The 22,505-nt window shown below is 69.3% G+C and carries 19 protein-coding genes; 6 read left to right on the top strand and 13 right to left on the bottom strand.

Features of this window, described 5'->3' with window-relative positions; translation table 11 throughout:
* From eccE to H7I57_RS05570, 12 genes are all read right to left on the bottom strand, one after another.
* Nucleotides 1–804: type VII secretion protein EccE (gene eccE, locus H7I57_RS05625; protein WP_264022375.1), on the bottom strand; the 804-nt coding region annotated here is incomplete at its 3' end.
* Complete coding sequence (gene mycP, locus H7I57_RS05620; RefSeq protein ID WP_308204314.1) at nucleotides 801–2,174, bottom strand: type VII secretion-associated serine protease mycosin; 1,374 nt, start codon at nucleotides 2,172–2,174, stop codon at nucleotides 801–803. The genes mycP and eccE, both read right to left, overlap by 4 nt.
* On the bottom strand, nucleotides 2,174–3,628 hold the full coding sequence (gene eccD / locus H7I57_RS05615) for a type VII secretion integral membrane protein EccD (protein WP_264022373.1): 1,455 nt from the start codon (nucleotides 3,626–3,628) through the stop codon (nucleotides 2,174–2,176). The genes mycP and eccD overlap by 1 nt, the downstream gene beginning before the upstream one ends.
* On the bottom strand, nucleotides 3,610–4,476 hold the full coding sequence (locus H7I57_RS05610; protein WP_264022372.1) for an ESX secretion-associated protein EspG: 867 nt from the start codon (nucleotides 4,474–4,476) through the stop codon (nucleotides 3,610–3,612). The genes eccD and H7I57_RS05610 overlap by 19 nt, the downstream gene beginning before the upstream one ends.
* A 9-nt stretch (nucleotides 4,477–4,485) precedes the next feature.
* Nucleotides 4,486–4,773: a WXG100 family type VII secretion target gene (locus tag H7I57_RS05605; RefSeq protein ID WP_264022371.1), complete on the bottom strand. Its 288-nt coding sequence runs from the start codon at nucleotides 4,771–4,773 to the stop codon at nucleotides 4,486–4,488.
* A gap of 29 nt (nucleotides 4,774–4,802) precedes the next feature.
* The gene (gene esxG / locus H7I57_RS05600; RefSeq protein WP_264022370.1) at nucleotides 4,803–5,096 is read right to left on the bottom strand and encodes a type VII secretion system protein EsxG; all 294 of its coding nucleotides are present in this window, start codon (nucleotides 5,094–5,096) and stop codon (nucleotides 4,803–4,805) included.
* Entirely contained in the window at nucleotides 5,093–6,667 is a 1,575-nt protein-coding gene (locus H7I57_RS05595; protein WP_264022368.1) for a PPE family protein, read from the bottom strand. Before H7I57_RS05595 ends, esxG begins: the two co-directional genes overlap by 4 nt.
* 61 nt (nucleotides 6,668–6,728) lie before the next feature.
* Nucleotides 6,729–7,037, bottom strand: a complete 309-nt coding sequence (locus H7I57_RS05590; RefSeq protein ID WP_264022367.1) for a PE family protein — start codon at nucleotides 7,035–7,037, stop codon at nucleotides 6,729–6,731.
* Complete coding sequence (eccCa, locus tag H7I57_RS05585; RefSeq protein WP_264022366.1) at nucleotides 7,037–11,035, bottom strand: type VII secretion protein EccCa; 3,999 nt, start codon at nucleotides 11,033–11,035, stop codon at nucleotides 7,037–7,039. Before eccCa ends, H7I57_RS05590 begins: the two co-directional genes overlap by 1 nt.
* Nucleotides 11,032–12,582 (bottom strand): type VII secretion protein EccB, encoded by a 1,551-nt coding sequence (gene eccB / locus H7I57_RS05580; protein WP_264022365.1) that lies wholly within the window; start codon nucleotides 12,580–12,582, stop codon nucleotides 11,032–11,034. The genes eccCa and eccB overlap by 4 nt, the downstream gene beginning before the upstream one ends.
* A complete protein-coding gene (gene eccA, locus H7I57_RS05575; RefSeq protein WP_275080935.1) occupies nucleotides 12,579–14,423 on the bottom strand; it encodes a type VII secretion AAA-ATPase EccA in 1,845 nt (614 codons plus the stop codon). The genes eccB and eccA overlap by 4 nt, the downstream gene beginning before the upstream one ends.
* 193 nt (nucleotides 14,424–14,616) lie before the next feature.
* Nucleotides 14,617–15,525 (bottom strand): oxygenase MpaB family protein, encoded by a 909-nt coding sequence (locus H7I57_RS05570; RefSeq protein ID WP_264022363.1) that lies wholly within the window; start codon nucleotides 15,523–15,525, stop codon nucleotides 14,617–14,619.
* Between the two features lie 94 nt (nucleotides 15,526–15,619).
* Between H7I57_RS05570 and H7I57_RS05565 the strand changes: the two genes are divergently transcribed.
* Nucleotides 15,620–16,282, top strand: a complete 663-nt coding sequence (locus H7I57_RS05565; protein WP_264022362.1) for a TetR/AcrR family transcriptional regulator — start codon at nucleotides 15,620–15,622, stop codon at nucleotides 16,280–16,282.
* Nucleotides 16,283–16,317: 35 nt separating this feature from the next.
* Here the strand turns inward: H7I57_RS05565 and H7I57_RS05560 are convergent, their stop codons facing one another.
* Nucleotides 16,318–16,893 carry a VOC family protein gene (locus H7I57_RS05560; RefSeq protein ID WP_264022361.1) on the bottom strand — a complete coding sequence of 192 codons (576 nt, stop codon included), beginning with the start codon at nucleotides 16,891–16,893 and terminating at the stop codon, nucleotides 16,318–16,320.
* A 114-nt stretch (nucleotides 16,894–17,007) separates the two neighbouring features.
* On the opposite strand from H7I57_RS05560, the gene H7I57_RS05555 reads away from it, so the two are divergent.
* The 5 genes from H7I57_RS05555 to H7I57_RS05535 all read left to right on the top strand — a co-directional run bounded on the left by H7I57_RS05555 (nucleotide 17,008) and on the right by H7I57_RS05535 (nucleotide 22,352).
* Nucleotides 17,008–17,649 carry a TetR/AcrR family transcriptional regulator gene (locus tag H7I57_RS05555; protein WP_264022360.1) on the top strand — a complete coding sequence of 214 codons (642 nt, stop codon included), beginning with the start codon at nucleotides 17,008–17,010 and terminating at the stop codon, nucleotides 17,647–17,649.
* On the top strand, nucleotides 17,642–18,778 hold the full coding sequence (locus tag H7I57_RS05550) for an alpha/beta hydrolase (protein WP_264022359.1): 1,137 nt from the start codon (nucleotides 17,642–17,644) through the stop codon (nucleotides 18,776–18,778). The genes H7I57_RS05555 and H7I57_RS05550 overlap by 8 nt, the downstream gene beginning before the upstream one ends.
* Nucleotides 18,757–19,722: a 2-hydroxyacid dehydrogenase gene (locus H7I57_RS05545; RefSeq protein ID WP_264022358.1), complete on the top strand. Its 966-nt coding sequence runs from the start codon at nucleotides 18,757–18,759 to the stop codon at nucleotides 19,720–19,722. Before H7I57_RS05550 ends, H7I57_RS05545 begins: the two co-directional genes overlap by 22 nt.
* 62 nt (nucleotides 19,723–19,784) lie before the next feature.
* Nucleotides 19,785–21,983 carry an acyl-CoA dehydrogenase family protein gene (locus tag H7I57_RS05540; RefSeq protein WP_264022357.1) on the top strand — a complete coding sequence of 733 codons (2,199 nt, stop codon included), beginning with the start codon at nucleotides 19,785–19,787 and terminating at the stop codon, nucleotides 21,981–21,983.
* A 39-nt stretch (nucleotides 21,984–22,022) separates the two neighbouring features.
* Nucleotides 22,023–22,352, top strand: coding sequence for a hypothetical protein (locus tag H7I57_RS05535; RefSeq protein WP_264022356.1), 330 nt, complete (start codon nucleotides 22,023–22,025; stop codon nucleotides 22,350–22,352).
* Nucleotides 22,353–22,505: the final 153 nt, after the last annotated feature.

Genomic DNA, 22,505 nt, shown 5'->3' with positions numbered 1-22,505 from the left:
CACGCCGCGCTCGGGCACCAGCCCCGGCAGCGGGGCGCGCGATCCCGGCCGCTCGCCGGTGCGGATGGCGCACGCCGCCGCCAGCGCCGGTTGCGCTCTGCTGCCGGTGAATTCGAGCGCCGTCCAGATCTCGCCGGCATCCGACGACCACACCTCGGCCAAGGTGTCGGCCAGCCCGTCGTCCACCCCGATTCGGTAGGCCGCCACGAAGCCCCGATCGTCGCTGACGGCGCGCCAGGTCTCCGTCCCCTGCCCCGGCAGCGGGGTGGCTGCGGCGTCCCTGGACGCGTCGTCGACGGCCATCTCCCACCCCGTCTCCCGCAGATGGTCGGCCAACCGCCTCCCTGTGATGTCGACGGTGTCCTGCAAAGGGATTCGTGGTGACCGCGCAGCCAGCGCCGCGACGTTGTCGGCGGCTCCCATGGTCAGGCTCACCCAGGTGGTGCGGATGCCCGCGACGTCACGGCTCGTCACGCGCACCTTGTCGAAGCGGATGCCGTAACGATCGAGGTACCCGGCGATCAACCCCAGTGGAAGGTCACTCGCCTCCCCCGGATCGACGCGCAGCACCACGGTGGCGAACTCGCCGGCCAGATGGCTGCCGCCGATGTGGTTCCGGCGGCGCCACATGGCGATCCGGCGGGCGACGATCGTCGTCACGAACAATCCCCGCCACCACGCGAACAGCACGACCGCCACGGCGACCGCGACACCGAGAAGCCAGCGGTCGGCGGGCGACTGCCACGGATAGGCCATCGCAGCCGGAACGGCGACAAGCAAAGCCAAGGTGATTCGGACGATCATGAAGTCCTGTCCTTCCGTTTCGCGCTCACCACGAGCGCGGCGAGAACCAGAGCCGCGAGCACGCCCATTCCGGCGAACGCGACCACGCGCGGCGTCGGATCCTCCGGCGCGGGCGTGGGTGGTGCTGCGGTCTGCCTGACCGCGGCCGGGTCGAGAGCCACCTCGGGGGGGACCTGCCAGGTCAGCGCTGCGACGGGGTCGACGGTTCCGCGCCCCACCAGGTTCGACGGTGACCGGGCCGCGGTGCGCGCGGTCGCGGTGAGGCGGTTCACCACCTGCTCGGCTTTGAGTTCGGGAAACCTGCTGCGCACCAAGGCCGCAACGCCGGAGACGTAGGCCGCCGCATAGCCGGTGCCGCTGATCGGGGAGAACTCCTGCTCGTTGTTCGGCATCCCGTTGGCCAGGCCGCCGTCGGCGTCGTTGCTCACCGAAGTGATGTTCTCACCCGGTGCGGCCGCCCCCATCCACGGACCGGCCATGGTGAACGGCGACGGCTGCCCACCGGGGGTGAGGGAACCGACCGACAACACGTACGGCTGCCACCACGACGGGACCGACACCGAGGTGACGCTCGACCAGTTCCGCGGATCGGACGGCCTGGCCGGGTCGCTGAGCGGGTTGGACTCGCAGGCCGTTCCGTTGCCCCCGCCGCCCCGTGCGTCGCCGGCCGCGGCGACGATCACCACGTCCTTGTCCACCGCGGCGTACCGCAGCGCGGCACCCAACTGACTCTGGTCGATGTTCTTGTTCGCCGGAATGCACGTCGCCGTGGAGATGTTGATGACGCGGGCGCCGAGATCGGCGGCGCGCACCACGGCGCGGGCCAGCGTCGCGACGTCGATCGCCGCCTGCGCGACGATCGGGTCCTCACCCGGGTCGCGGGGCGCGAACCGCGCCGAGGTCTGCCGGATCGAGACGATGCGCGCGTTGGGAGCCACCCCGGAGAAGCCGTCGCCGCCGGGTTTTCCCGCGATCAGACCTGCCACCAGCGTGCCGTGCCCGTCACAGTCGGTGAGGCCGTCGGTGGCCTCGACGAAGTCCCCGCCGGGCTCCACATCGGGCAACCGTGGCCCGGGCTTGACCCCGGTGTCGATGACCGCAATCAGCTGACCCTCACCCCTGCTGTGCTGCCACGCCTCAGACAGGTTGAGCGACAACTGATTCGGGCTTGCCGCGCCGGGGACACTTCCGGGGACGACACCGCTGGCGACGCACTCGCCGCGCTGGGCCATGGGTTGCACCGGTCCCGCGCTGCCGGACGGAGGAACCGCCGCCGGATCCACCTCGGGCGGAGTGATCGCCCCGGCCGACGGTCCGCTGACCGCCAGCACCGTCAGCGTCACCGCCGCGATGGCGCCTGCGCGTCGGATCACCGATTCAGCACCAACGCGAACAGTCCCACCGCATAGGCCATCACCGGGATCAGCGACGCATCGATGGCCGTGGCGAGGAAGCCGAGGAGCCGCCGCATCGGCAGCGAATAGGTCTCCGGCGTACCGATTCTCGGGTTGAGCGCGACCACGACCCAGACTGCCACCAAGGCCGTGAGCACCGCCAGCGCCCACCACGCCGCGGCGTAACCGCCGGCGGTGACGAACAAGACGAGCAGCACCGTGGTGACGAGGTATGCGTGCCCCAGCAGCCACGCCTTGCACGGCGCGGAGTCCCACACCCGGGCGCGCAGGGCGGCGCCCGACGCGGCGGCGACCACCAGGTACCAGGCCCATGGGGACGCGGCACCGTCCCCGCTGACGGCGGGCCACACCACCGCGACCGACCCGAGGACGGCCAGCAGCACCCCGGCGGCGATGAAGCCGGTCTGGTGGGAGTCACCGGCGCGGATGCGCCGGGGCAGGTCCTCGAGAACCCGCAGCGGCGGTGCCGACGGCGTCGGATCGCCGGGGGCGGGGATCACCGGTACGGGTAGGCGCGCGCACAGCGCGGAGAGTTGCGCGGCCTGCACGGTGACAAGGAGGGCCACCAGGATCAGCGCGCATCCGATGGCAAGCGGTGAGAGCGTCCACAGCGACGCAGCGACGGCGGCCGACAGGACACCGAGGGCGGTTGCGGCCGTGGCGGTGAACAGCGCAAGGGCACGCTCACCGAGCGTGATGCTGATGATCGACCAGGCCGCCACTCCCGCGGCGGCGAGCAGGATGTGCGCCGCACCGAAGTCGCCGGGGACGGCCAGCGCGAACGCCGCCGCCACCGGCGGGAGCGCGGCCCCGGCAAGCGCGGTCGCGACTCGCGGTGAACCGGGCCTGCTCAGCAGTGCGCCCAGCAGCGTGGCCACGGCCACCGCGCTGACGGTGAACAACCCGACCGGCGTGCCGGTGGCGACACGGTGCACGACGGCCACCGCGGTCGCGACGAGGATCAGGCCGATGACGGCCAGCGTTGCGGCCCGCTTGATGTTCTCGGTACCCCAGGGGCGTTCGCGGGCGATCGAGAAGATCATCGCGGCGTCGGCGATGTCCTCCACGATCCGCGGTGCCGGCGGTCCCACCGGCACCGGTTGCAGCGCCAGCAGGTCACCGTCGACGACGCCCACCGTGTTCAGCGTGGCGTCGAGACTGAAAGGCGCCCCGCCGATGGGGGCCAGGCTCATCAGTTCCGCGGTGTCACCCGCCTCGTCGGCGGGGACCACGATGCGCCGCACCGCCGGGATGACCTCCCGCAGCGGCAGTTCGGCGGGCAACGCGACCTCGGTGAGGCGGCCGCTGCCGTCGGCGTCGCCATCCTCGCCCGACGCGGCGGCGAGCACGGCGACGCGGACAATGGGCATCACCGCGTTGTTGGGTGTGATCAAAGCGGGGTCTGGCATTCTTCTTCTCTCTGCATGGGTGTGTCGAAGTCTCGGGTGAGGGCGTGGTCGGGGAACCACGGTCCGTCGGGCAGTGCGGCCGTGAGGCGTTCGACAGCAGCGGCGATCGCGAGCGGAGCGCCAGGGGCGAACGTCGAGATCCACTCCCCGTCGAACGCTTTCGACGGGCTGACCAGCACCCGGCCGAGCGAGGTGTCCACGATGCTCACGCCGACGTCGGTGCTGACCCGGTACCCGTCACGATGCTCGCCCGCCACGATCTCCACGTAGCTGCGGCTGTCCTCGAACGCGGCCACCACCACCGGGCGCGCGGACGAAGGAATTCCCAGGTAGTCCAACATGTCCCGCACCGAGGCGCCGCGGCGGATCTGTTCGTCGGCCTTGGCGCCGGCACGAGCGGGCAACGCGAACTCCTCGAACCGGGCGGGCGCTTGCCCGGACAGTCCGGCCGAGAGCACCGGCACCAACGCCTGCGGGTGATCGATGTCCATGGCCGTGAACGTGATGAGCTCGGCGCTGCGCAGCGCGACGACCGTGCCTGCGGCGTTGCGCGCGACGATGCCGCGCAGCATCGCGCCGCCCCCGGCGACGAACCTGAGCTCGAGCCACCGGCGCGGTCGGCAGACGATCCGAATCCATTGTGCGACCGCAGGTTCTACGAGTCGGTCGGCGGTCATGACGCCGAGACCCGTCAGCCCGTCGACCTGATCGTCCTCGAACTCCGCCCGCTGCGCCATGTCGCTGTAGGGCGGGGTGACGGCCAGCACCCACGGAAACGATCCGGCGCCGAGGACGTCAGCGAGGAACCACGCGGCCCCGGCACTCAGCTCGACGGCGTTAGCGCGCACTGGACCCGATCAGCCCCACTTGGCGCCCTCGGCCTGGTCCCGCGCGGCCATCGAGGTGGTGTTCATCTCGTGTGTGCTCGCCATGGCGCGGTAGGCGCGGACCAACTCCTCGAGGCTGGTGTTCCACTGGGCCTGCCATGCCTGGTAGGTCATCCCGGTGTCCCCCTGCCAGGCTCCCTGGAGCGCGGCCTGCTCGCTGGCGATATCGGCGCCTACTGCGTGCAACGCCCCTGCGTAACTGGACATCTCGCCGGCGTGCGCGATCATCGCCGGGTAGTTGTACATGATCTGTGACATCGAAGTCCCTTTCGTGTGGTGGCGCCGGCTCAGAAACCGGTGTAGTTGCCGGCGGCGGCGGCGTCCTCGGCGACGTACGAGCCCGCGGCGTCACCGATGTTGGCCTGTGCGACGTCGAGCAGGGCGTTGACCTTCGCGGAGACCTCGACGAAGCGGGCGTGCGCTGCCTGGAACGCCGCCGACGACTCACCCATGTGGAAGGCCTGCGACGACTGGGCCGCCTGCTCGGCCTGCGCGATCGTGCTGCGCATCAGCGCCGCCTTGGCGCCGAACGCGCTCTCTGACGCGACGAGCTGGGGGATGTGAGCATCCAAGAGGCTCATGGGTTTTCCTTTCCCTTGTGGTGGTTGTGGCGATCTTCTCGGTCAGTCTGGTCGTCGGCGGTCGGATCCCAGGTGCCGGGCAGCATCGGGCTCTTGGGGCCGCCGCCGAATGAGTCGCCCGCCAGAGTGGTCAGCCCCGACGCCTCGGCGGTGCCCGTGGATACGGTGCCGGCGAAGCCCATGGGTCCCGCGCCTCGCGTCGAGGCGCTCACCCGCGGGTCGGGCGCCGGTGGTGCGTCCTGTTCGGGCTCGTCCTCGTAGTCGATGAACGCGTCGGCGTAGCCGCGGCCCATGATGTCGTCCTTCTGGCGGCGCCGGCGCTTGCGCCGCTCCGCTGCCGAGGCCGCGACGCCCGACGCGGCCGCGGGAATGCCGGCAGCAGGTGCCTTGGCGGCCGTCGAATCGCGCACGGTCGGCGAGAAGCCTCCGCCGGGGTTCTGACCCACGACGGCGTAGGGCACCAGTGGCACGGCACCGGCAGCCGGGGCGGCCGCGACCGATCCGGACGATGCGGCGACGGTGCTCACCGGGGCGGCGGCGGTTCCGCCCGGTGCGGGCGTGGCGATGCCCGCCGCCGGCAGGGGCTGTTGTTCGGTGCGCCCTGCCGGAGCCTGGGTGGCAGGGGCCTGCTCCTCGGCGGGGGTGTCGGCCGGCGGCGCGGGCAGTTGGTTGAGCAGGTGCTGGCCCACGCCGAGCACGATCGCCAGGGTGGTCGCCAGCAGCGGCATCAGGAGCAGCGACGGGTAGAGGATCGAGGCACCCACCCACGAGACCGCCTGGTAGACAACGGCCAACAGGAACGGGCCCCACGTGACCAGCGCCGCCGCCGGGTTGGTCAGGAAGTCGGTGATCAGCTGGATCGTGTTGCCGATCGGGTCCCGCAGGAAGTTGATGATCGGCTCGAACAGGAACCGGAGAATCTCTCCGTACACCCTGATGAGGTCGGCGATGATGTCGCCGACGTTCAACGCGGATCCCGCTTCGGCGGCCTGCACCTGCGCCGCGGAGTTCATCAGATCCGCTGCGGCCCTTCCCGCCTCACCGACACCGGGGATCAGGACGAACGGCGCCGGCGTCGAGGCCGGGGTCGCGGCGACCGCCGCACCCGACACGGCTTCGTAGGCGCTCATCGTGGTGGCCGCCTGAATCCACATGCGGACGTAGTCGGCCTCGTTGAGGACGATCGGGATGGTGTTGATGCCGAGGAAGTTCGTCGCGACCAGCACACTGTGGGTGGCGTGGTTCAGCGCGAGTTCGGGCAACGTCGGCATGGTCGCCACAGCGGTCGTGTAGGCCGCGGCCGCCGTCTGGTGCTGCACCGCCGCGGCGGCGCTGTTCGCGCTCTGTTGGGCCAGCCAGGCCAGGTACGGGGTGTGCGCGGCCACGTACTGCTCGGAGCTGACGCCCTCCCAGGACCCGGCCTGCACAGCGCCGAGAATGCTGGTCAGTTCCGCTGCGGCTGAGGCGTACTCGGTACTCAGCGACTGCCACGCGCTCGACGCGGCAATCAGTGACCCCGGACCGGGGCCGCTGCTCAGCAGCGCGGAGTGCACCTCGGGCGGCAGTGCCATCCACACTGGGGATGTAACTGGGGCGAGCGAAGCGACGGGGAATGTAACTGGGGATGTCATGTCAGCCTCGGGCGATCAGGTACGCGGACGCGGCCATCGCGTCACCACTGGCGTAGCTGGCCGCCGACTCGCCGACGCCGACGCCCGAGCGGCCGAGTTCTTCCACGGCCTGCGCGGCCACCGTCTGCTGCTCGGCTCCGTGGGCGCTGAACCGGGCGGCGGTCTGCAGGGACACCGGATCGGCGGCCGGCGGGACGACGGCACTCGTCAGGGGTGCCGCCGCGGCGTGCACGGCCGCCATCCGCGCGGTGAGTGCTTCCACGGCCGCACTGGCGGCCGTCAGGCCTTCGGGCACTACTCGCAGTGTCATCAGCTGTATTCCTCTCCACTGTGTCGTCCTCGCGCTGCCACCGATTCGGCAGCCAGCGGGTTGACGAGTTGGACGTAGGTCGGGGTGTCGGAATCACTTCGGTCGTCGAGCAGCATGCCGCGGCCCACCGGCAGCCTGCTGAACCTGTGTCCCCGGATCTTCCCGCTGTCCTGGGGATTACCCGACAACATGAGCGTCGTCGCCTGCAGGTCGTTGAGCCGCCGCAGCAGCGGCGCCGTCATCACCTCATGGGCCGAGCCTGCTGCCCTGGCGGTGACGATGACGCGCAATCCGAGATCGGATGCCTGCGCCAGCAGACCGATCAGCGGGGTCCACGGCCGCTGGCCCACGAAGGGTCCGCAGGCTGCGGGGCCGTCCGGGATCTGATCGACGTCGTCGACGATCAGGTAGTGGATGTGGCTGCCGGTCCCGTCGGCAGTGCCGTTCGCGGTGGACCTGTAGTCCCAGCCGCGGAGTTCCTGCGGACTCAACCCCGCAGGGGGGCGGCGCTTCTCGAGCAGTGCGGACAGCCCCAGCATGGCCGGGGTGATCCGGTCGATGCTGGGCGTGTACTCGTTGTCTGGGAACAGAGGCTCGTCGACCAACTGCAGTCGGCGGTCGATCACGGTGAACGCCACCTGATCGGGGCGCGAGTTCTCCCGGATCGTGCGGATCAGGTGGCGCAGCAGCGTGGTCTTGCCCGTCTTCGCATCACCGAAGACCATCAGCAACGGGTTGTCGGTGAAGTCGACGCTGACCGCGGCCAGGTCCTCCTCGCGCTGTCCGATGACCACCCGCTCCGGCGCCGGGTACAGCGAGCCGAAGGCCTCTTGCGACAGGTTCGTCGGCAGTAGGCGCACCGGAGGTGCACTCAGACCTGGGTAGCGGACGTTGATCGCGGGGATGGATTCGGTTGCGGGAAGGGCGAACAGGAAGTGCTCGGCGGCCATGGTCAGCCCGCGGCCCGGCTGGTCGACGGGTACCCCTTCGGCGGGGCGTCGCAGCGCACCCATGACCCGGACATTGCTGTCGCGGGAATCGTGCAGGCGCAGTTCCAGCCGCAACCCCAGCCCGTCGCGCATCGCCAGCGGCACCTCGAGCCAGTTCGGAGTCGTGATCACCACGTGGATGCCGTAGGACAGGCCGGCGTTGACCAGCTCGGTCACCCTCGACAGCAACGGGTTCCTGGTGTTGAAGGTGTCGGTGTTGTCCCGGCTGAAGGCGTAGAGGTTGTCGATGAGCAGGAACACCTCGCCGTAGCCGTCCCGGTACTCGCCGTTGCGGGTCGCACCGACCTTCTGGCGCGCCCGAAGCAGCTGCTCGAGCTCGCCGAAGGTCCGGCGGATCCGTTCGGACTCCAGCGGCGAGGCCACGCTGCCGACGTGGGCGAGCTCCTCGAGGGCACGCAGCTGCCCGCCGCCGTAGTCGAGGCAGTAGAACGTGACGTCGCCGGGTGCGTGCAGTGCCGCAGCAGACAGCACGAAGGTCTGCAGTGCCGTCGACTTGCCCGACTTCGGCCCGCCGTGGATGACCATGTTGGCGGCGGCCGAAGAGGCATCGAAGACCAGTGGGTCGCGGCGCATCTCGAACGGCCGGTCGATCTCCCCCAGCGGCCAGCGCCACTGCCCCGCACCGATCCCCGCACGCTCGAGCACGTCGTCGAGCGGCATCGTCTCGTCCAGCGGGGGAAGCCACAGCTGTGGTGCCCGGGGCCCGTAGTGCGCGAGCTGGTCACCGATCGTCGCGATCAGCTTTCGCGGGGGCAGGACTTCGACGTCCGCGCCGTCGTCGACGATGACGGTGTCGGGCTCGGGATCCACCCAGCCCGCGCTGAACAGTTGCGGCGCTGGGATGGCGTGCACGACGATCGACCTGTCGACCCTGGGCGGCTCGTAGATGCCGTCGACGTAGGTGCTGCGGAACTTGACCGGCCGCGCTCCCGGCGCAGGCACCAGGAATCCGACGCCCTTGTGTTCCCTGCCGGACTCGATGTGATAGGCGTCCTCCACGCCGATGATCTGGCGGGACACGCTCGGGCTGGCGACCTTCAGGCCGATGCGGTACGAGGTGTTCTTGTCGATGTCCTTGATTCGGCCGACATCGAGCGTCTGCGATGCGAACAGGATGTGGATGCGGAACGAACGGCCCTTGCGCGCAACGTAGTCGAACAGGTCCGCGTACTCGGGATGGTCGGCGAGCATCAGCGTGAACTCGTCGGCGACGACGAACAGCGTCGGCAGCGGCGGCAGATCGTGACCCGCCGCGATGGCGGCCTCGTACTCGGTCACCGAGTTGAAGGCGCTGCCCTGCACCCGGCGTCCGGACTCCTTGAGCAGTTGTTCACGGCGCGCCACCTCGCCCCGGAGGGTGTCGGCGAATCGGTCGGCCAGCGAGCGCTTCTCGGCCATGTTCGAGATGACGGCAACCACCTGCGGGAAGTTGCGGAAGATGTCCGCGCCCGCTTCACCCTTGAAGTCGGCGTAGATGACGATGAGTCGTTCGGCCGAATGAGTTGTCAACAGCGCCAGCAGGATCGACATCAGGGTCTGCGACTTGCCCGAGCCCGTCATGCCGATCATCAGGCCGTGCGGCCCCATGCCGCCCTCGGCCTCGTCCTTGAGGTCGAAGTACAACGGTTCGCCGGTCGCCGTCACTCCGATGGGGACCCTCAGCTCGTCGTCCCGGTTGCGGGGGGCCCACAGGTCGGCGACGTCGAGCGCCGAGGCGTCGGGGATGCCCAGCAGCGTGGAGAAGGTGGCACCGCCGGTGGTGGCGGACCTGCCGTGGCTGGGGTTGGAATCCCACCGGGACAACCTGCGGGCGATGTGCCTGGCGTCGTCGGGGGCGAGCCGGTCGGCGGCGTCGATGAAGGCGTTCCACCCGCCGTTCTGCCAGCGACGGATCGCGCCGTCGGCGATCCGCAGGATGGGGCGCTCGGGATCCGGATACTGTTCGCGGTGCGGTTCCTGCGCGGACCGGTGGATGACCGTCACCCCGGCGAGGCCGCGGCCGACGAAGTCCTCGGGCTCCGCATCGGGGTCGTCGAGCACGATGAGCAGATGCTTGGCATCGACAGCGCCGTTGCCGGTGAACCGGTCGCGACCGGCGAGGGCCGGGGCCAGCAGCCTGCGCAACGCGGACGGTTCGGTGGCGAGGTAGCGGGCCGGGCCGACGCCGTCGACCTGGCCGGGCACGTCCACGTGCGGCAGCCATTTCAGCCATGACCAGCCGCTCTCTTCCAGATCGGCTCCGGCAAAGGCGATTCCGAGGACGGACGGGTCGTGCCACGTCATCGCCTGCGCGATCCACGCGCGCATCGCAGCGGCCACCTCCTCGTCATCGCCGGTCACCGTCACGTGGGAGACCCTGGTGAGGTCGATGCCGGCAGGCGCGTCGTGCACCGTGCGCTGGGTGTCGAGCAGTCCGCGCAGGGTGCTGTGCGACACCGGCTCCAGGTCGATCTCGTCGGCGGTGTCCTTGACACGCAGTGTGGCGTCGAGCGCCTGATCGTGCAGGCCGGCACGCAGGACCAGGAAGTCGGGGTCGCGCGGGTCCCGCTCCCACTGCCTGCGGGTGCCCGGAATGCTCGCCAGCGCAACCGGTTCCGGGTGCGACCACAGCAGTGCGGCTCGCTGTTCGTTGGCGTGGGCGCGTACGTTGTCCCGAACCACCGACAGATAGCGCAGGTAGTCGGCGCGCTCGGCGTCGACCTCCTCGGTGCGCATCTTGTTGTCCGATCCGCGGTACAGCGCGGTCGCGGCCAGCAACAGCACGAACGGGAAGAACAGCGTCGTGGGCGAGATCAGCCGCATGCCGGTCGCAACCAGCGCGACGATCATGCCGACGATCAGGATGACGATCAGGTACGGCAGCGCCCGGCGCAGCAGCGACGGCGGCACGACCCGCGGAAGCTCCGGCGGTGACTCGATGGTGATGGTGCCCTTGCGTGTCACCGGCGGCGAGATCCGCTTGCGGTGCTCGAAGATCAGCCTGCTCACGGGCTCTCCAAACCGGGGGTTTCCAGGCGCGCCGGCGCCGGGTCGGGCGGCAGTGCGTCGTGGGCCAGTAGTGCGTCGACGCGCGACAGCGTGGGTCCCGCGGCGAACTGCGACAGCACCGACCACGGAATGGGTAGCGGCGCCGAGGTGAGGCCGAGGGCGGCGACGGTGTCGGCGCCCGCCGAACCCGATCCCGATTCACCGGTGTCGATCCCGTAGCGCACCCCGGTGTCGCTCACCCAGAACAGCGCACCGGCACTGTCGACGAAATAGCCGGTGCCCGGTGGAAGTGCCACCCGGTCGGCGGGCCCACCGGGCACGCCCGAACTGACCAGCTCCAGGGTGCGCACCCCGTCCGGGATCGGCAGCGCCGCGCCGGACAACACCGACAACGAAGAAGTCTGCGCGCCTTCAGGTTTCGACCAGGCGGCGCACGTCACCGGATCGGTGCCGGAGTCGACCAGGGTGACCGGTTCCGACGGGAAGGCGGCGGTGTCGATCGCACGGACCGCCGGAATCCGAGCGACGTCGTCGGCGCCCAGGCGCGGCGGCTGATCGAGCCCGTAGGATTCGGTGTTGCGCAGGACGGAGGCCAGCACGCCCGAGATCGGCTGCAGCCCGTCGGCGAGCACGACGTAGTGGCGCAACGTGTTGTCGGCCTCGTAGGCGACGACGACGCCACCCACCGGGACCGCGACGGGCAGCGCGACGGTGGTGGGTCCCCCCGCTCCGGGGATCACGGGCGACGTCAGCGGGGGAGCTTCAGGAATTGCGTTGAACAGTCCGGTCGCAATCGGCTGCGGGGCCAGGACCTCACCGCCGATACCGAGGCCGTCGGTGACCGCGCGGTCGGCGAGGTCGATGGGGCTGCGCTTGCCGTCCCACAGCAGCCAGGTCCGGCCGTCGTTCTCGGCGAGCACGGCGTGGCCCGCCGGTAGCGCGGCGGCGCGCTCACCGCCGGGCGCGGGTTCGCCCGCGATGACGGTGACGCCGGTGGTGCCGGGTGTCCCCGCTGCGGCGTCGCACACCGTCCAGTAGGCGTCCCGAATACTGTTGGGGACCATGCGTTCCGGCGCTCCGGGTATCCCCAGCATGTTCCCCCGCGCGAACTGGTCGAGCTCGCCACTCTTGACCAGGGTGGGGTTGTCGGCCCTGCCGGTGATGAGGCGCGCCGAGGCCAGGTTGAGCACCGGGTGCAGCTGATCCCCGAGCCGGACGTACAGCGCCGCGGACTCGCGGTCGGCGAGCACGGAGTCGGTGCCCGCGGCGCCCGACGGGCGGATCATCGAGAACAGGAAGCAACCGATCAGGCCGGTCACCAGGATCAGCGCACCGACGAGCACCGAGCGGGACTGGGTGCGCAGCGGGTCGACGAGCATCCGGGTGTCGTGCAGGGCTACGCCGGATGCGATGCGGCGCATGACGAATCGCCATCCGGTGACCTGATGACGGGTGACGAAGCCGCGCCGGTAGCTGACACCCTCGGGGTTCTCGTTGGTCGGGGTGCGGGAACTGAACGAGCGCCGATCCCCATCCGGCGGGGTCACGCGGGCACCGACAGGCCGAGGCCGCGCAGCAACGGTGCGGCCGACTGGCCGACATCGGTGGCGGTGATCGTCATCAGCTCGTCGTCGGTGAAGTCGTCGAGATGGGAGTGATCGAGTCGATACTCGCGCTCCTCCTCGGACCGCTCGACGAGGTTACGGACGAACCTGCCGTTGCCCGCGATGTCCAGGCTGCGACGCGCCACACCGGTGGCGTCCGGTGTCGACGACTCCGCCAGGTGGGCGAACAGACGCTCCATGTCGGTGCGGGCTGCGTCCTCGAAGCGCGAGTCGCGCTTCTCGGCCATGCGCGTTGCGATTTCGACGAGCTCCTTCGGTGTATACGACGGGAAGTCGATGCTGCGGGTGAACCGGGACCGCAGACCCTCGTTGGTGTCCAGGAACCTGTCCAGGTCCTTGCGATATCCGGCGACGATGACGACCAAGCGGTCACGGTCGTTCTCCATACGGGCGAGCAGCGTGTCGATCGCGACCAGTCCGAAGTCGTTCTTGGCGCCGGTGGACACCAGCGCGTACGCCTCGTCGAGGAACAGCACCCCGTCGAGCGCGCTGTCGATGATGGCGTTGGTCTTGGCCTCGGTCTCGCCGATGTGCTGGCCGATCAGGTCGGCGCGATGCACCTCGCGGACGGTTTCCTTCTTCAACAGCCCCAGGCCGCAGTAGATCTTGGCCACCACGCGCGCGATCGTGGTCTTGCCGGTGCCGGGAGGGCCTGCGAACACCAGGTGGTTGGTGCGCTGAGCGACGGTCAGGCCACGCTCCTGCCGCCTGATCGACATCGCGACAGAGCTTTTCAGACGAGCCACCTGATACTTGACCTCTTCGAGGCCGATGAACTCGGCCAGCTCGGCCTCGGCCTCGATGAGCAGGTGGGCCTTGCGGTCCTTGGCGCCGGGGTCGACGAAGTCGGCCTCTCCGGGCTCGCTGTCCGGATCCCAGGGGTCGGAACGCGCCTCGATGCGCGCAGCGGTGGTGGTGGCGATCCCGAAAGACGTGTCCGACAGCGCGTTCTCGATGTCGGTGTTCTCGGGGTTGGCGGCGTAGAGCTCCTGCAGCAGTTCGGTGGCGTCCTCGTCCTCGCCCTGCGCCCGCAGTGCGAGCGCCTTGGCGAACGCGCCGTCGACGGCGGCGACGGCGATCGGTCCTTCGGGTCGTTCCAGATGCGACAGCGCCGGGGCGAACATGCCCAATCGGGCCAGGGCGATGCCGAGCGTCACGCGGGCGGCGTGGGCATAGGTCTCCTCCAGCGACTCGTTCGCGACCACCGGGGTCAGGAGCCGTACCACGTCCGACCATCGCGCGGCGCGGTAGTAGATCGCCCCGCGCACCCAGCGGGCTTGCAGCCAGCCGGGTTTGCGGTCGAGGAGTTCGCCCACCAGACGGTCCGCCGCAGCCCACCGTGCGGATCCCTCGACGGAGTCGGCCAGCCGCGCGGCGTAGGCGAGGGCGAAGTCGTCACGCGTGGTGGCGCGGAACTGGAGGTAGAGGCCCGTGTCGTAGGCGAAGCCGAGAGCGTCTGGGGCCAGCGCGATCTCGCGTTGCAGCACCCCTGCGGTTGCGGAGGTTTGCCAGACGGCCTCGATCACCTGCGGTGAGGTGTCGCCGGCGGCGGCCAGCCCGGTCCACGCGTCGCACTGGTCGTTGGCGATGCGCGTCAGTGCGGCGAAGCCGGACCTTGCGGCGTGCAGGTCGGCCGGACGCTGCCGGTCGTGCACGGACAATCCGAGCGCGCGGCAGCAGGTCGCGAACCGGCTGACGACGTCGGGATCGACCCGGGGGGCTCCGGTGGCGGGAGCCGCGAGCGTGTCACTTGCCATTTCCATGAACTGTGTGTCGCGGACTGCCTGCGCCCGGTCGATCGACCGAGCCCCGGTCCCCCGCCATCTCCCTTACGAATGGTTATGTATGCCTAAGCTAACTTTTGCTGAAGTTAGCATTGCATAACCAAACTGTCGAGACGCACGGGTGCCGCCGACGGGGTGAGTCAGGTCACCCATCTGCCCGCCTCGAGCGGGCTCACACCAGTGGACGGCCCGTCCGGATACGCCAGTCGACGTCCTTGAGCAGAAGGTTGAACGGGAACTCGCGGACGAACCGCGGCGACACCTTGTTGAAGGCGCGCAGCACAGCGATCAACCGGTCGAAACGCCGCTGGCGCGCCGCGTCCCAGGGCAGCCGCATCTCGTCGCGAAAGCGCTGCGGCAGGAAGCCCGTGGTGATCAACAACGCCAGGTTCTCGGAACCGCGGCGCAGCGGCCCGGGCAGCGTCAGACCACGCAGCCGGGACGCGGCGATCGGATACAGGTACTCACGGATGGCGTCGTCGATGTGCACCTCGTCCAAGGACTTCTGCCAGTAGCGGTCGAACGCCGCCCGGTCGGGCGGCCACATGTCCTCGGGCACCTGGAGCATCGTGGCCAGCGACCGGCCCTGCAGGTAGAGCCGGTCGGCGGTCTGCTCGTCCATCTCGCCGACGAACAGGCGATGCACGTCGACGACGCCCTTGTACAGGCAGGCGCCGACCCACAACTGCAGGTCCTTGTCGAAGGCGTTGTACTTCACCGGGCTCGACTCGGTGGACACCACCTGGGCGTGCGCGCGGTTGACGGCGCGGCGGAACGCGGCCTTCTGTTCGTCGGTGCCGGTGGTGGACACCGCGAGGTAGGTGAAGGTGGTGCGGGCGCGCTTGATCGGGTGCCTGTCGACCCGGCCGCTCTCCACCGGACTCTCCATCACGCCGTACCCGACGCCGGGCCGTGACAGCTGCATGATCACGTTGGCCGGCCCCGCGAGCAGACCGAGGCCGAGCATGCCGTCGTCGTCCCCGGCGGAGTTCCGACGCTGCGGTCGCACCGGGGCCGCGGTCTCGTTCACCGCACCCTCGACGTCCGGCACGGGCGCACCGACCGACTCGTTCACCGTCATGGCGACTCCTCTGTGTTTCCGCAGCAGCACCCAATTGTGCGAACGCCTGTTTCCTGATATTGCTCCCGCGGCGGTCCGGTGTCAATATGGGTAGATGGCCCAGGTCCGTCCGTATCGCGGCGTGGAGGCTCCGCAGCGGATCGCGGAGCGCAGGCGCCGGCTGCTGGAATCGGGTCTGGACCTGCTCGGCGGGAAGACCGTCCCCGCCGATCTGACCGTCCGGGCGATCTGCTCGCAATCAGGCCTGGCAGCCCGCTACTTCTACGAGAGCTTCGCCGACAAGGACGTGTTCGTCGGCGCCGTGTTCGACTGGGTGATCGCCGACATCGCCGCCACCACCCAGGCCGCGGTCGCCGCTGCGCCGCCGCGGGAGCAGAGCCGCGCGGGCATGGCCAACATCGTGCGCACCATCTCCGACGACGCCCGGGTCGGGCGGCTGCTGTTCAGCGCGCGCCTCGCCAACCCGGTGGTGGTGCGCAAACGCGCAGAGTCCGGCGCGCTGTTCGCGCTGCTTTCCGGACAGCATGCCGGTGTCGCACTGCGGCTCGATCACAATGACCGGATCAAGGCCGCCTCGCACTTCGTGGTGGGCGGCGTCGCGCAGACGCTCAGCGCCTGGCTGGCAGGTGACATCGACTTCAGCCCCGCGCAACTGGCGGACCAACTCGCGGCGATGCTCGACCAGCTGGCCGATCCGGTCCTCTACCGCGACCACAACCCCGCCGAAACGGCATTCCAGCAGAAGAAGTTCGAGTAGCCGCCTGCGTGGCTGCGATCTCGGCGCACCAGAGATCAGTGCGCGGTGGGCACCCGGCGGTCGGCCGCCGTCTTCGGCGTGGTCATCGTGTCGAACTCGGTGAATTCCTTGGTCCAGCAGGCGAATTCCAGCGTGATGCCGTCGGGGTCGAGGAAGTAGAACGACCTCACGTAGACCCCGGGATGCACCGTCGCTGACACCTGGGCCGCGCTCTCGTCGTGGTTGAGCACCGGTCCGACCCGCACACCCTTGGCCTTGAGGCGCTGCCGGTACTCGTCGAACTTCTCCGCGGGCACGTGGAACGCCAGGTGGTTCATCGTGCTCACCGCACTGACGATGTCCCCGATGCCGGGGATCGCTTCGGGTGAGGAGATGCCCGGCACCCGGTCGGGTGCGTCGGCGAACCAGAAGAACGCCACGCAGTCGCCGTTGCCGGCGTCGAAGAAGAAGTGCTGGCCCATGCCGCCGGGCAGGTCCAGCGACTTGACCAGCGGCATGCCCAGCACGTTGCTGTAGAAGTCGACGGTCTTCGCCATGTCCGAGCACACCAGGGCGACATGGTTGATGCCGCCGAACTCGAACTCTGTGTTGGTGTTCTGCGGCTTGATCACGATTGCGCGCTCCTCTGGCCACGGGCAGAAACTGAATCTAACATCAGGTTCAGTTTCGAATCAACGACCGAATACGGCCACATCGAATCACGGCAGCGAGGAGCGCAGGAGCAGGTGAGCGTCACCCCCCGCGAACAACTGCCGACCCTGCGCGGCCGTCAGACCCAGGCCGCGATCGACGCGGCCGCCCGGGCGGTCGTGGCACGCAAGGGAATTCTCGCGACCACGGTCGCCGACATCGCCGGAGAGGCGGGCAGGTCCACCGCGTCGTTCTACAACTACTACGACTCCAAGGAGGCGATGGTCCGCGAATGGGCGGTGCGCTTCCGCGATGAGGCGCGGGAACGTTCGCAGGCGGCGGCGCAGCCGGGGCTCAGCCACCGGGAACGCTCGTATCAGGCCGCCGCCGCGCACTGGAACACCTACCGCAACCGGCTTGCCGAGATCGTCAGTGTGTCGCAGATGGCCATGGTCAGCGACGACTTCGCCCAGTACTGGAGCGAAATCTGTTCGGTACCCATCGGGTTGATTACCTCGCTGGTGAAAGAGGCGCAACGGCAAGGGTATTGCGCAGGAAGCGATCCACGGCTGATCTCGGTTGCGCTGGTGTCGATGCTCAACCAGTTCTGCTACAACCAGCTCGCCGGCCAGGCCACCCACGCCGCCGACAGTGTCGACGACGCCGCCTGCATCAAGACGCTCGCCGACATCTTCTATCGGACGATCTATCACCGGGAGGCTGGAAACCATGAGTAGATCAGCGTCCACCCGCACACCCGGGGTCACCAGGGAGTTCGTCGGCCTGGATTCCACCACCGCCCGGCAGGCGGGCTCCGGAGGGCATCCGTGCCAGGGCCTCTACCACCGCGGCGTGGGTCGCAAACCGAAAGTGGCGATGATCGCGAGCCACTACCAGATCGACTTCTCCGAGCACTACCTCGCCGAGTACATGGCCACCCGCGGCATCGGCTTCCTCGGCTGGAACACCCGGTTCCGGGGGTTCGAGAGCAGCTTCCTGCTCGACCACGCCCTCGTCGACATCGGCGTCGGCATCCGCTGGCTTCGCGACGTACAGGGAATCGAAACGGTGATCCTGCTCGGCAATTCGGGAGGCGGATCCCTGATGGCCGCCTACCAGGCCAACGCCGTCGACCGGCACGTCACCCCACTGGAGGGGATGCGGCCCGCGGCCGGCCTCGACAACCTCCCCCCGGCGGACGGCTACGTGGCCAGCGCCGCACATCCCGGACGCCCCGACGTGCTCACCGCCTGGATGGACGCGGCCGTGGTGGACGAAAACGATGCGGTACTGACAGATCCCGACCTTGACCTGTTCAGCGAGCGCAACGGACCACCCTACGATGCGCAGTTCGTGGACCGGTATCGCAAAGCGCAGGTAGCGCGGAACGAAGCGATCACGGACTGGGCAGAGGCCGAACTGGCCCGGGTGCGCGCCGCCGGGTTCTCCGACCGGCCGTTCACCGTGATGCGCACCTGGGCCGACCCGCGGATGGTCGATCCCACGCTGGAGCCGACCAAGCGGCCCGCCAACATGTGCTACGCCGGAGTTCCCGTCAAGGCCAACAGGTCCACGCACGGGATCGCCGCGGCGTGCACCCTGCGCAACTGGATCGGCATGTGGAGTCTGCGCTACGCGCAGACCCGCGCCGAGCCTCACCTGGCCCGGATCACGTGTCCGGCCATGGTGATCAACGCCGACCAGGACACCGGCGTGTACCCCTCCGACGCCCAACGGATCTACGACGCGCTCGGCGGCGCCGACAAGACACAGTGCTCGATCGACACCGACCACTACTTCACCACTCCGGGAGCCCGCACCGAGAAGGCCGACACCATCGCCGCATGGATCGCGCGCCGCTGGTGAGGGTCCTGGCCCACTTCGTGCCCGGCGACAAGGTGCTGGACCACCTTGCACCACAGCAGGATTGGCTTGATATCCGGTACTGCGCCGAGTACGACGACGAGACGTTCTATCGCGAGCTCCCCGACGCCGAAGTGATCTGGCATGTCCTTCGGCCGATCTCCGGCGACGACCTCGCCAAGGCCTCCCGGTTGCGGCTCGTGCACAAGCTGGGCGCCGGGGTGAACACCATCGACGTCGACGTCGCGACCGCTCGCGGCGTCGCGGTCGCCAACATGCCCGGCGCCAACGCGGCATCGGTCGCCGAAGGTGCGGTGCTGTTGATGCTGGCCGCGCTGCGCCGGCTTCCGGAGCTGGACCGGGCCGTCCGCGCAGGCACGGGTTGGCCCTCGGACCCGACGCTGGGTGAGACGGTGCGTGACGTCGGAGGCTGCACGGTCGGACTGGTCGGTTACGGCAACGTCGCCAAACGCGTCGAACGCATCATCGCGTCGATGGGTGGCGAGATCCTCCACACGAGCACCCGCGACGACGGCCACCCGGGGTGGCGCAGCCTGCACGACCTGCTCGCCGTCAGCGACATCGTCTCGCTTCATCTTCCGCTGACCGAGCAGACCACCTCGCTCCTCGACCATGACGCGCTGGCGCGGATGAAGCCGGGCGCGGTGCTGGTGAACACGTCCCGCGGGCCGATCGTGGACGAGGACGCCCTCGTCGACGCGTTGCGCTCCGGCCGCCTCGGCGCCGCCGGACTCGACGTCTTCACGATCGAACCGGTGCCCGCCGACAATCCGCTGCTGGGGCTGGACAACGTCGTGCTGACACCCCACGTGACGTGGTACACCGCCGACACGATGCGGCGCTACCTGGAATTGGCCGTCGGCAACTGCGAACGTCTCCGTGACGGCCGGGACCTGGCGAACCTGGTGAACCAGGTGGCGGGGTAACCTCGGTCCCAACCAACCGGTTGGGACCAGTCACGACGACGTGAAGAACAGGTGCAGCAGCTATGCCCATCGCGATCCTTGAAGAGCACACCGACCTCGCCGACTCGGTGCGATCCCTGGTGGAACGCATCGCGCCGTCGGACGTTCTGCACGAGGCGCTCGAAACCCCCATCCCGAATCCGCCGCCGTACTGGAAGGCGGCAGCCGACCAAGGACTGCAGGGCGTCCACCTCGCCGAGTCGGCCGGCGGGCAGGGCTTCGGCATCCTCGAGCTGGCGATCGTCATCGCCGAGTTCGGGTACGGCGCCGTCCCCGGCCCGTTCGTGCCGTCGGCCATCGCCAGCGCGCTGATCTCGGCCCACGACGCGAACGCGGCAGTCCTCAGGGACCTGGCTTCCGGTGACGTCATCGCCGCCTACGCAATCGATTCCGGGTTGACCGCGACCCGTCACGGCGACGGGCTGGTGATCCGCGGTGAGGTGCGAGCGGTACCCGGCGCCGCCCAGGCGTCGGTGCTGGTGCTGCCGGTCGCGATCGAGTCGGGTGAGGAGTGGGTCGTCATCGATGCCGATCAACTCGAGATCGAGCCCGTCGCCGGCGTCGACCCGCTGCGCCCCATCGCCCATGTGCGTGCCAACGCCGTCGAGGTGTCCGACGACCGGGTGCTGTCCAACCTCAGCCGCACGCTGGCCCGGGCCCTGATGTCGACGCTGCTGTCGGCCGAGTGCATCGGCGTCGCCCGGTGGGCCACCGACACCGCAGCGGAGTACGCGAAGATCCGCGAACAGTTCGGCCGGCCGATCGGTCAGTTCCAGGCCATCAAGCACAAGTGCGCCGGGATGATCGCCGAAACCGAGCGCGCCACCAGCGCGGTCTGGGACGCTGCCCGCGCCATCGACGAGCAGTTGCGCGGTGACACCGGAGACAACGGCAGCCACTACGAGTTCGCCGCCGCCGTCGCCGCGACGCTGGCGCCCGTCGCCGCGCAACACTGTGCCCAGGACTGCATCCAGGTGCACGGCGGCATCGGCTTCACCTGGGAGCACGACACCAACGTGTACTACCGTCGCGCGATCGTGCTGGCGGCCTCCTTCGGCCGGCACGCGGACTACCCGCAGCAGGTGGTCGACACCGCGACGACCACCGGCATGCGGTCGCTCAACATCGACCTCGACCCGGAGACGGAGAAGCTGCGCGACGAGATCCGCGCGGAAGTCGCTGCGCTGAAGGCGATTCCGAAGGAAGAACGCAACACCGCGATCGCCGAGGGCGGCTGGGTGCAACCGCACCTGCCCAAGCCGTGGGGCCGGGCCTCGAACCCGATCGAGCAGATCATCATCGCCCAGGAGTTCTCGACCGGGCGGGTCAAGCGGCCGCAGATGGGCATCGCCGCCTGGATCATCCCGTCGATCGTCGCCTACGGCACCAACGACCAGCAGCAGCGCTTCCTGCCGCCGACCTTCCGCGGGGAGATGATCTGGTGCCAGCTGTTCTCCGAGCCCGGCGCCGGCTCGGACCTGGCCAGCCTGACCACCAAGGCCACCAAGGTCGACGGCGGGTGGCGGATCACCGGCCAGAAGATCTGGACCACCGGCGCGCAGTACTCGCAGTGGGGTGCACTGCTGGCCCGAACGGACCCGAACGCTCCGAAACATCAAGGGATCACGTACTTCCTGCTCGACATGAAGGCCGAGGGCGTCGAAGTCAAGCCGCTGCGCGAGCTGACCGGCAACGCGATGTTCAACACGGTGTTCATCGACGACGTGTTCGTGCCCGACGACATGGTGCTGGGCGAGGTGAACCGGGGCTGGGAGGTCAGCCGCAACACCCTGACCAACGAGCGCGTGTCGATCGGCAGCAGCGAACCGCCGTTCCTGGCCAGCCTCGACCAGTTCGTGGAGTTCGTGCGGGACGGGCACTTCGACCAGATCGAGCAGAACGAGGCGGGCAGGCTCATCGCCGAGGGCCACGCCGCCAAGCTGCTCAACATGCGCTCGACGTTGTTGACGCTCGCCGGCGGCGATCCGATGCCCGCGGCGGCGATCTCGAAGCTGCTGTCGATGAAGACCGGTCAGGGATACGCCGAGTTCGGGGTGGCCTCGTTCGGCACCGACGCGGCCATCGGCGACCAGGGCGAGCCGTCGGGCAAGTGGGCCGAGTACCTGTTGGCGGGCCGCGCGACGACGATCTACGGCGGCACCAGCGAGGTGCAGTTGAACATCATCGCCGAGCGACTGCTCGGGCTGCCGCGCGATCCCTAGGACCGGTTTCACGGGGCGGGCGGCGGGAACTCCGCAGAGATGACCAACGACCGTGATTTCGCCGAGAAGCGCTTCAACAGCCCCGGTACGTTCCGGGCGGCGGCCACGTACACGCTCGTCGTCGTCGCGCTGGCAGGCGTCGCGTTCGCGTTCTACGCGTTCGGCGCACGCGATTCGGTGTTCGCCGCAGCCCTGGTGCCCGCGTTCCTGTTCTTCGGTGGTGTCGGCGCGTTCGTCCGGACCTACGGCGAGTGGAAGGCCGAGCGCGGTTGGGCGGCCTGGCAGGGCGCGGGCTGGTTCCTGATGCTGCTGATGCTGGTGGCGCTGGCCATTCCCGGCGCGGCGTTCATGGCCGGCGGGATCAAGTAGGGCACGCCTCTGGCGCCGAGATCGCAGCTACGCAGCAGAAGACCGAGAGAACTCCTGCTAATCCGAAAATGGCGGTGAGTTGGGTGTGGAGTCTGCGCGTCGGTATGGCCGTGTGGTGACGGCGGGGGTGTTGGTGTTGTGGGTCAGGCTGCT

Origin of the sequence: Mycolicibacterium pyrenivorans (assembly GCF_025821625.1) — a bacterium.
Classification (GTDB): domain Bacteria; phylum Actinomycetota; class Actinomycetes; order Mycobacteriales; family Mycobacteriaceae; genus Mycobacterium; species Mycobacterium pyrenivorans.
This window is presented reverse-complemented; position numbering and strand designations above follow the sequence as displayed.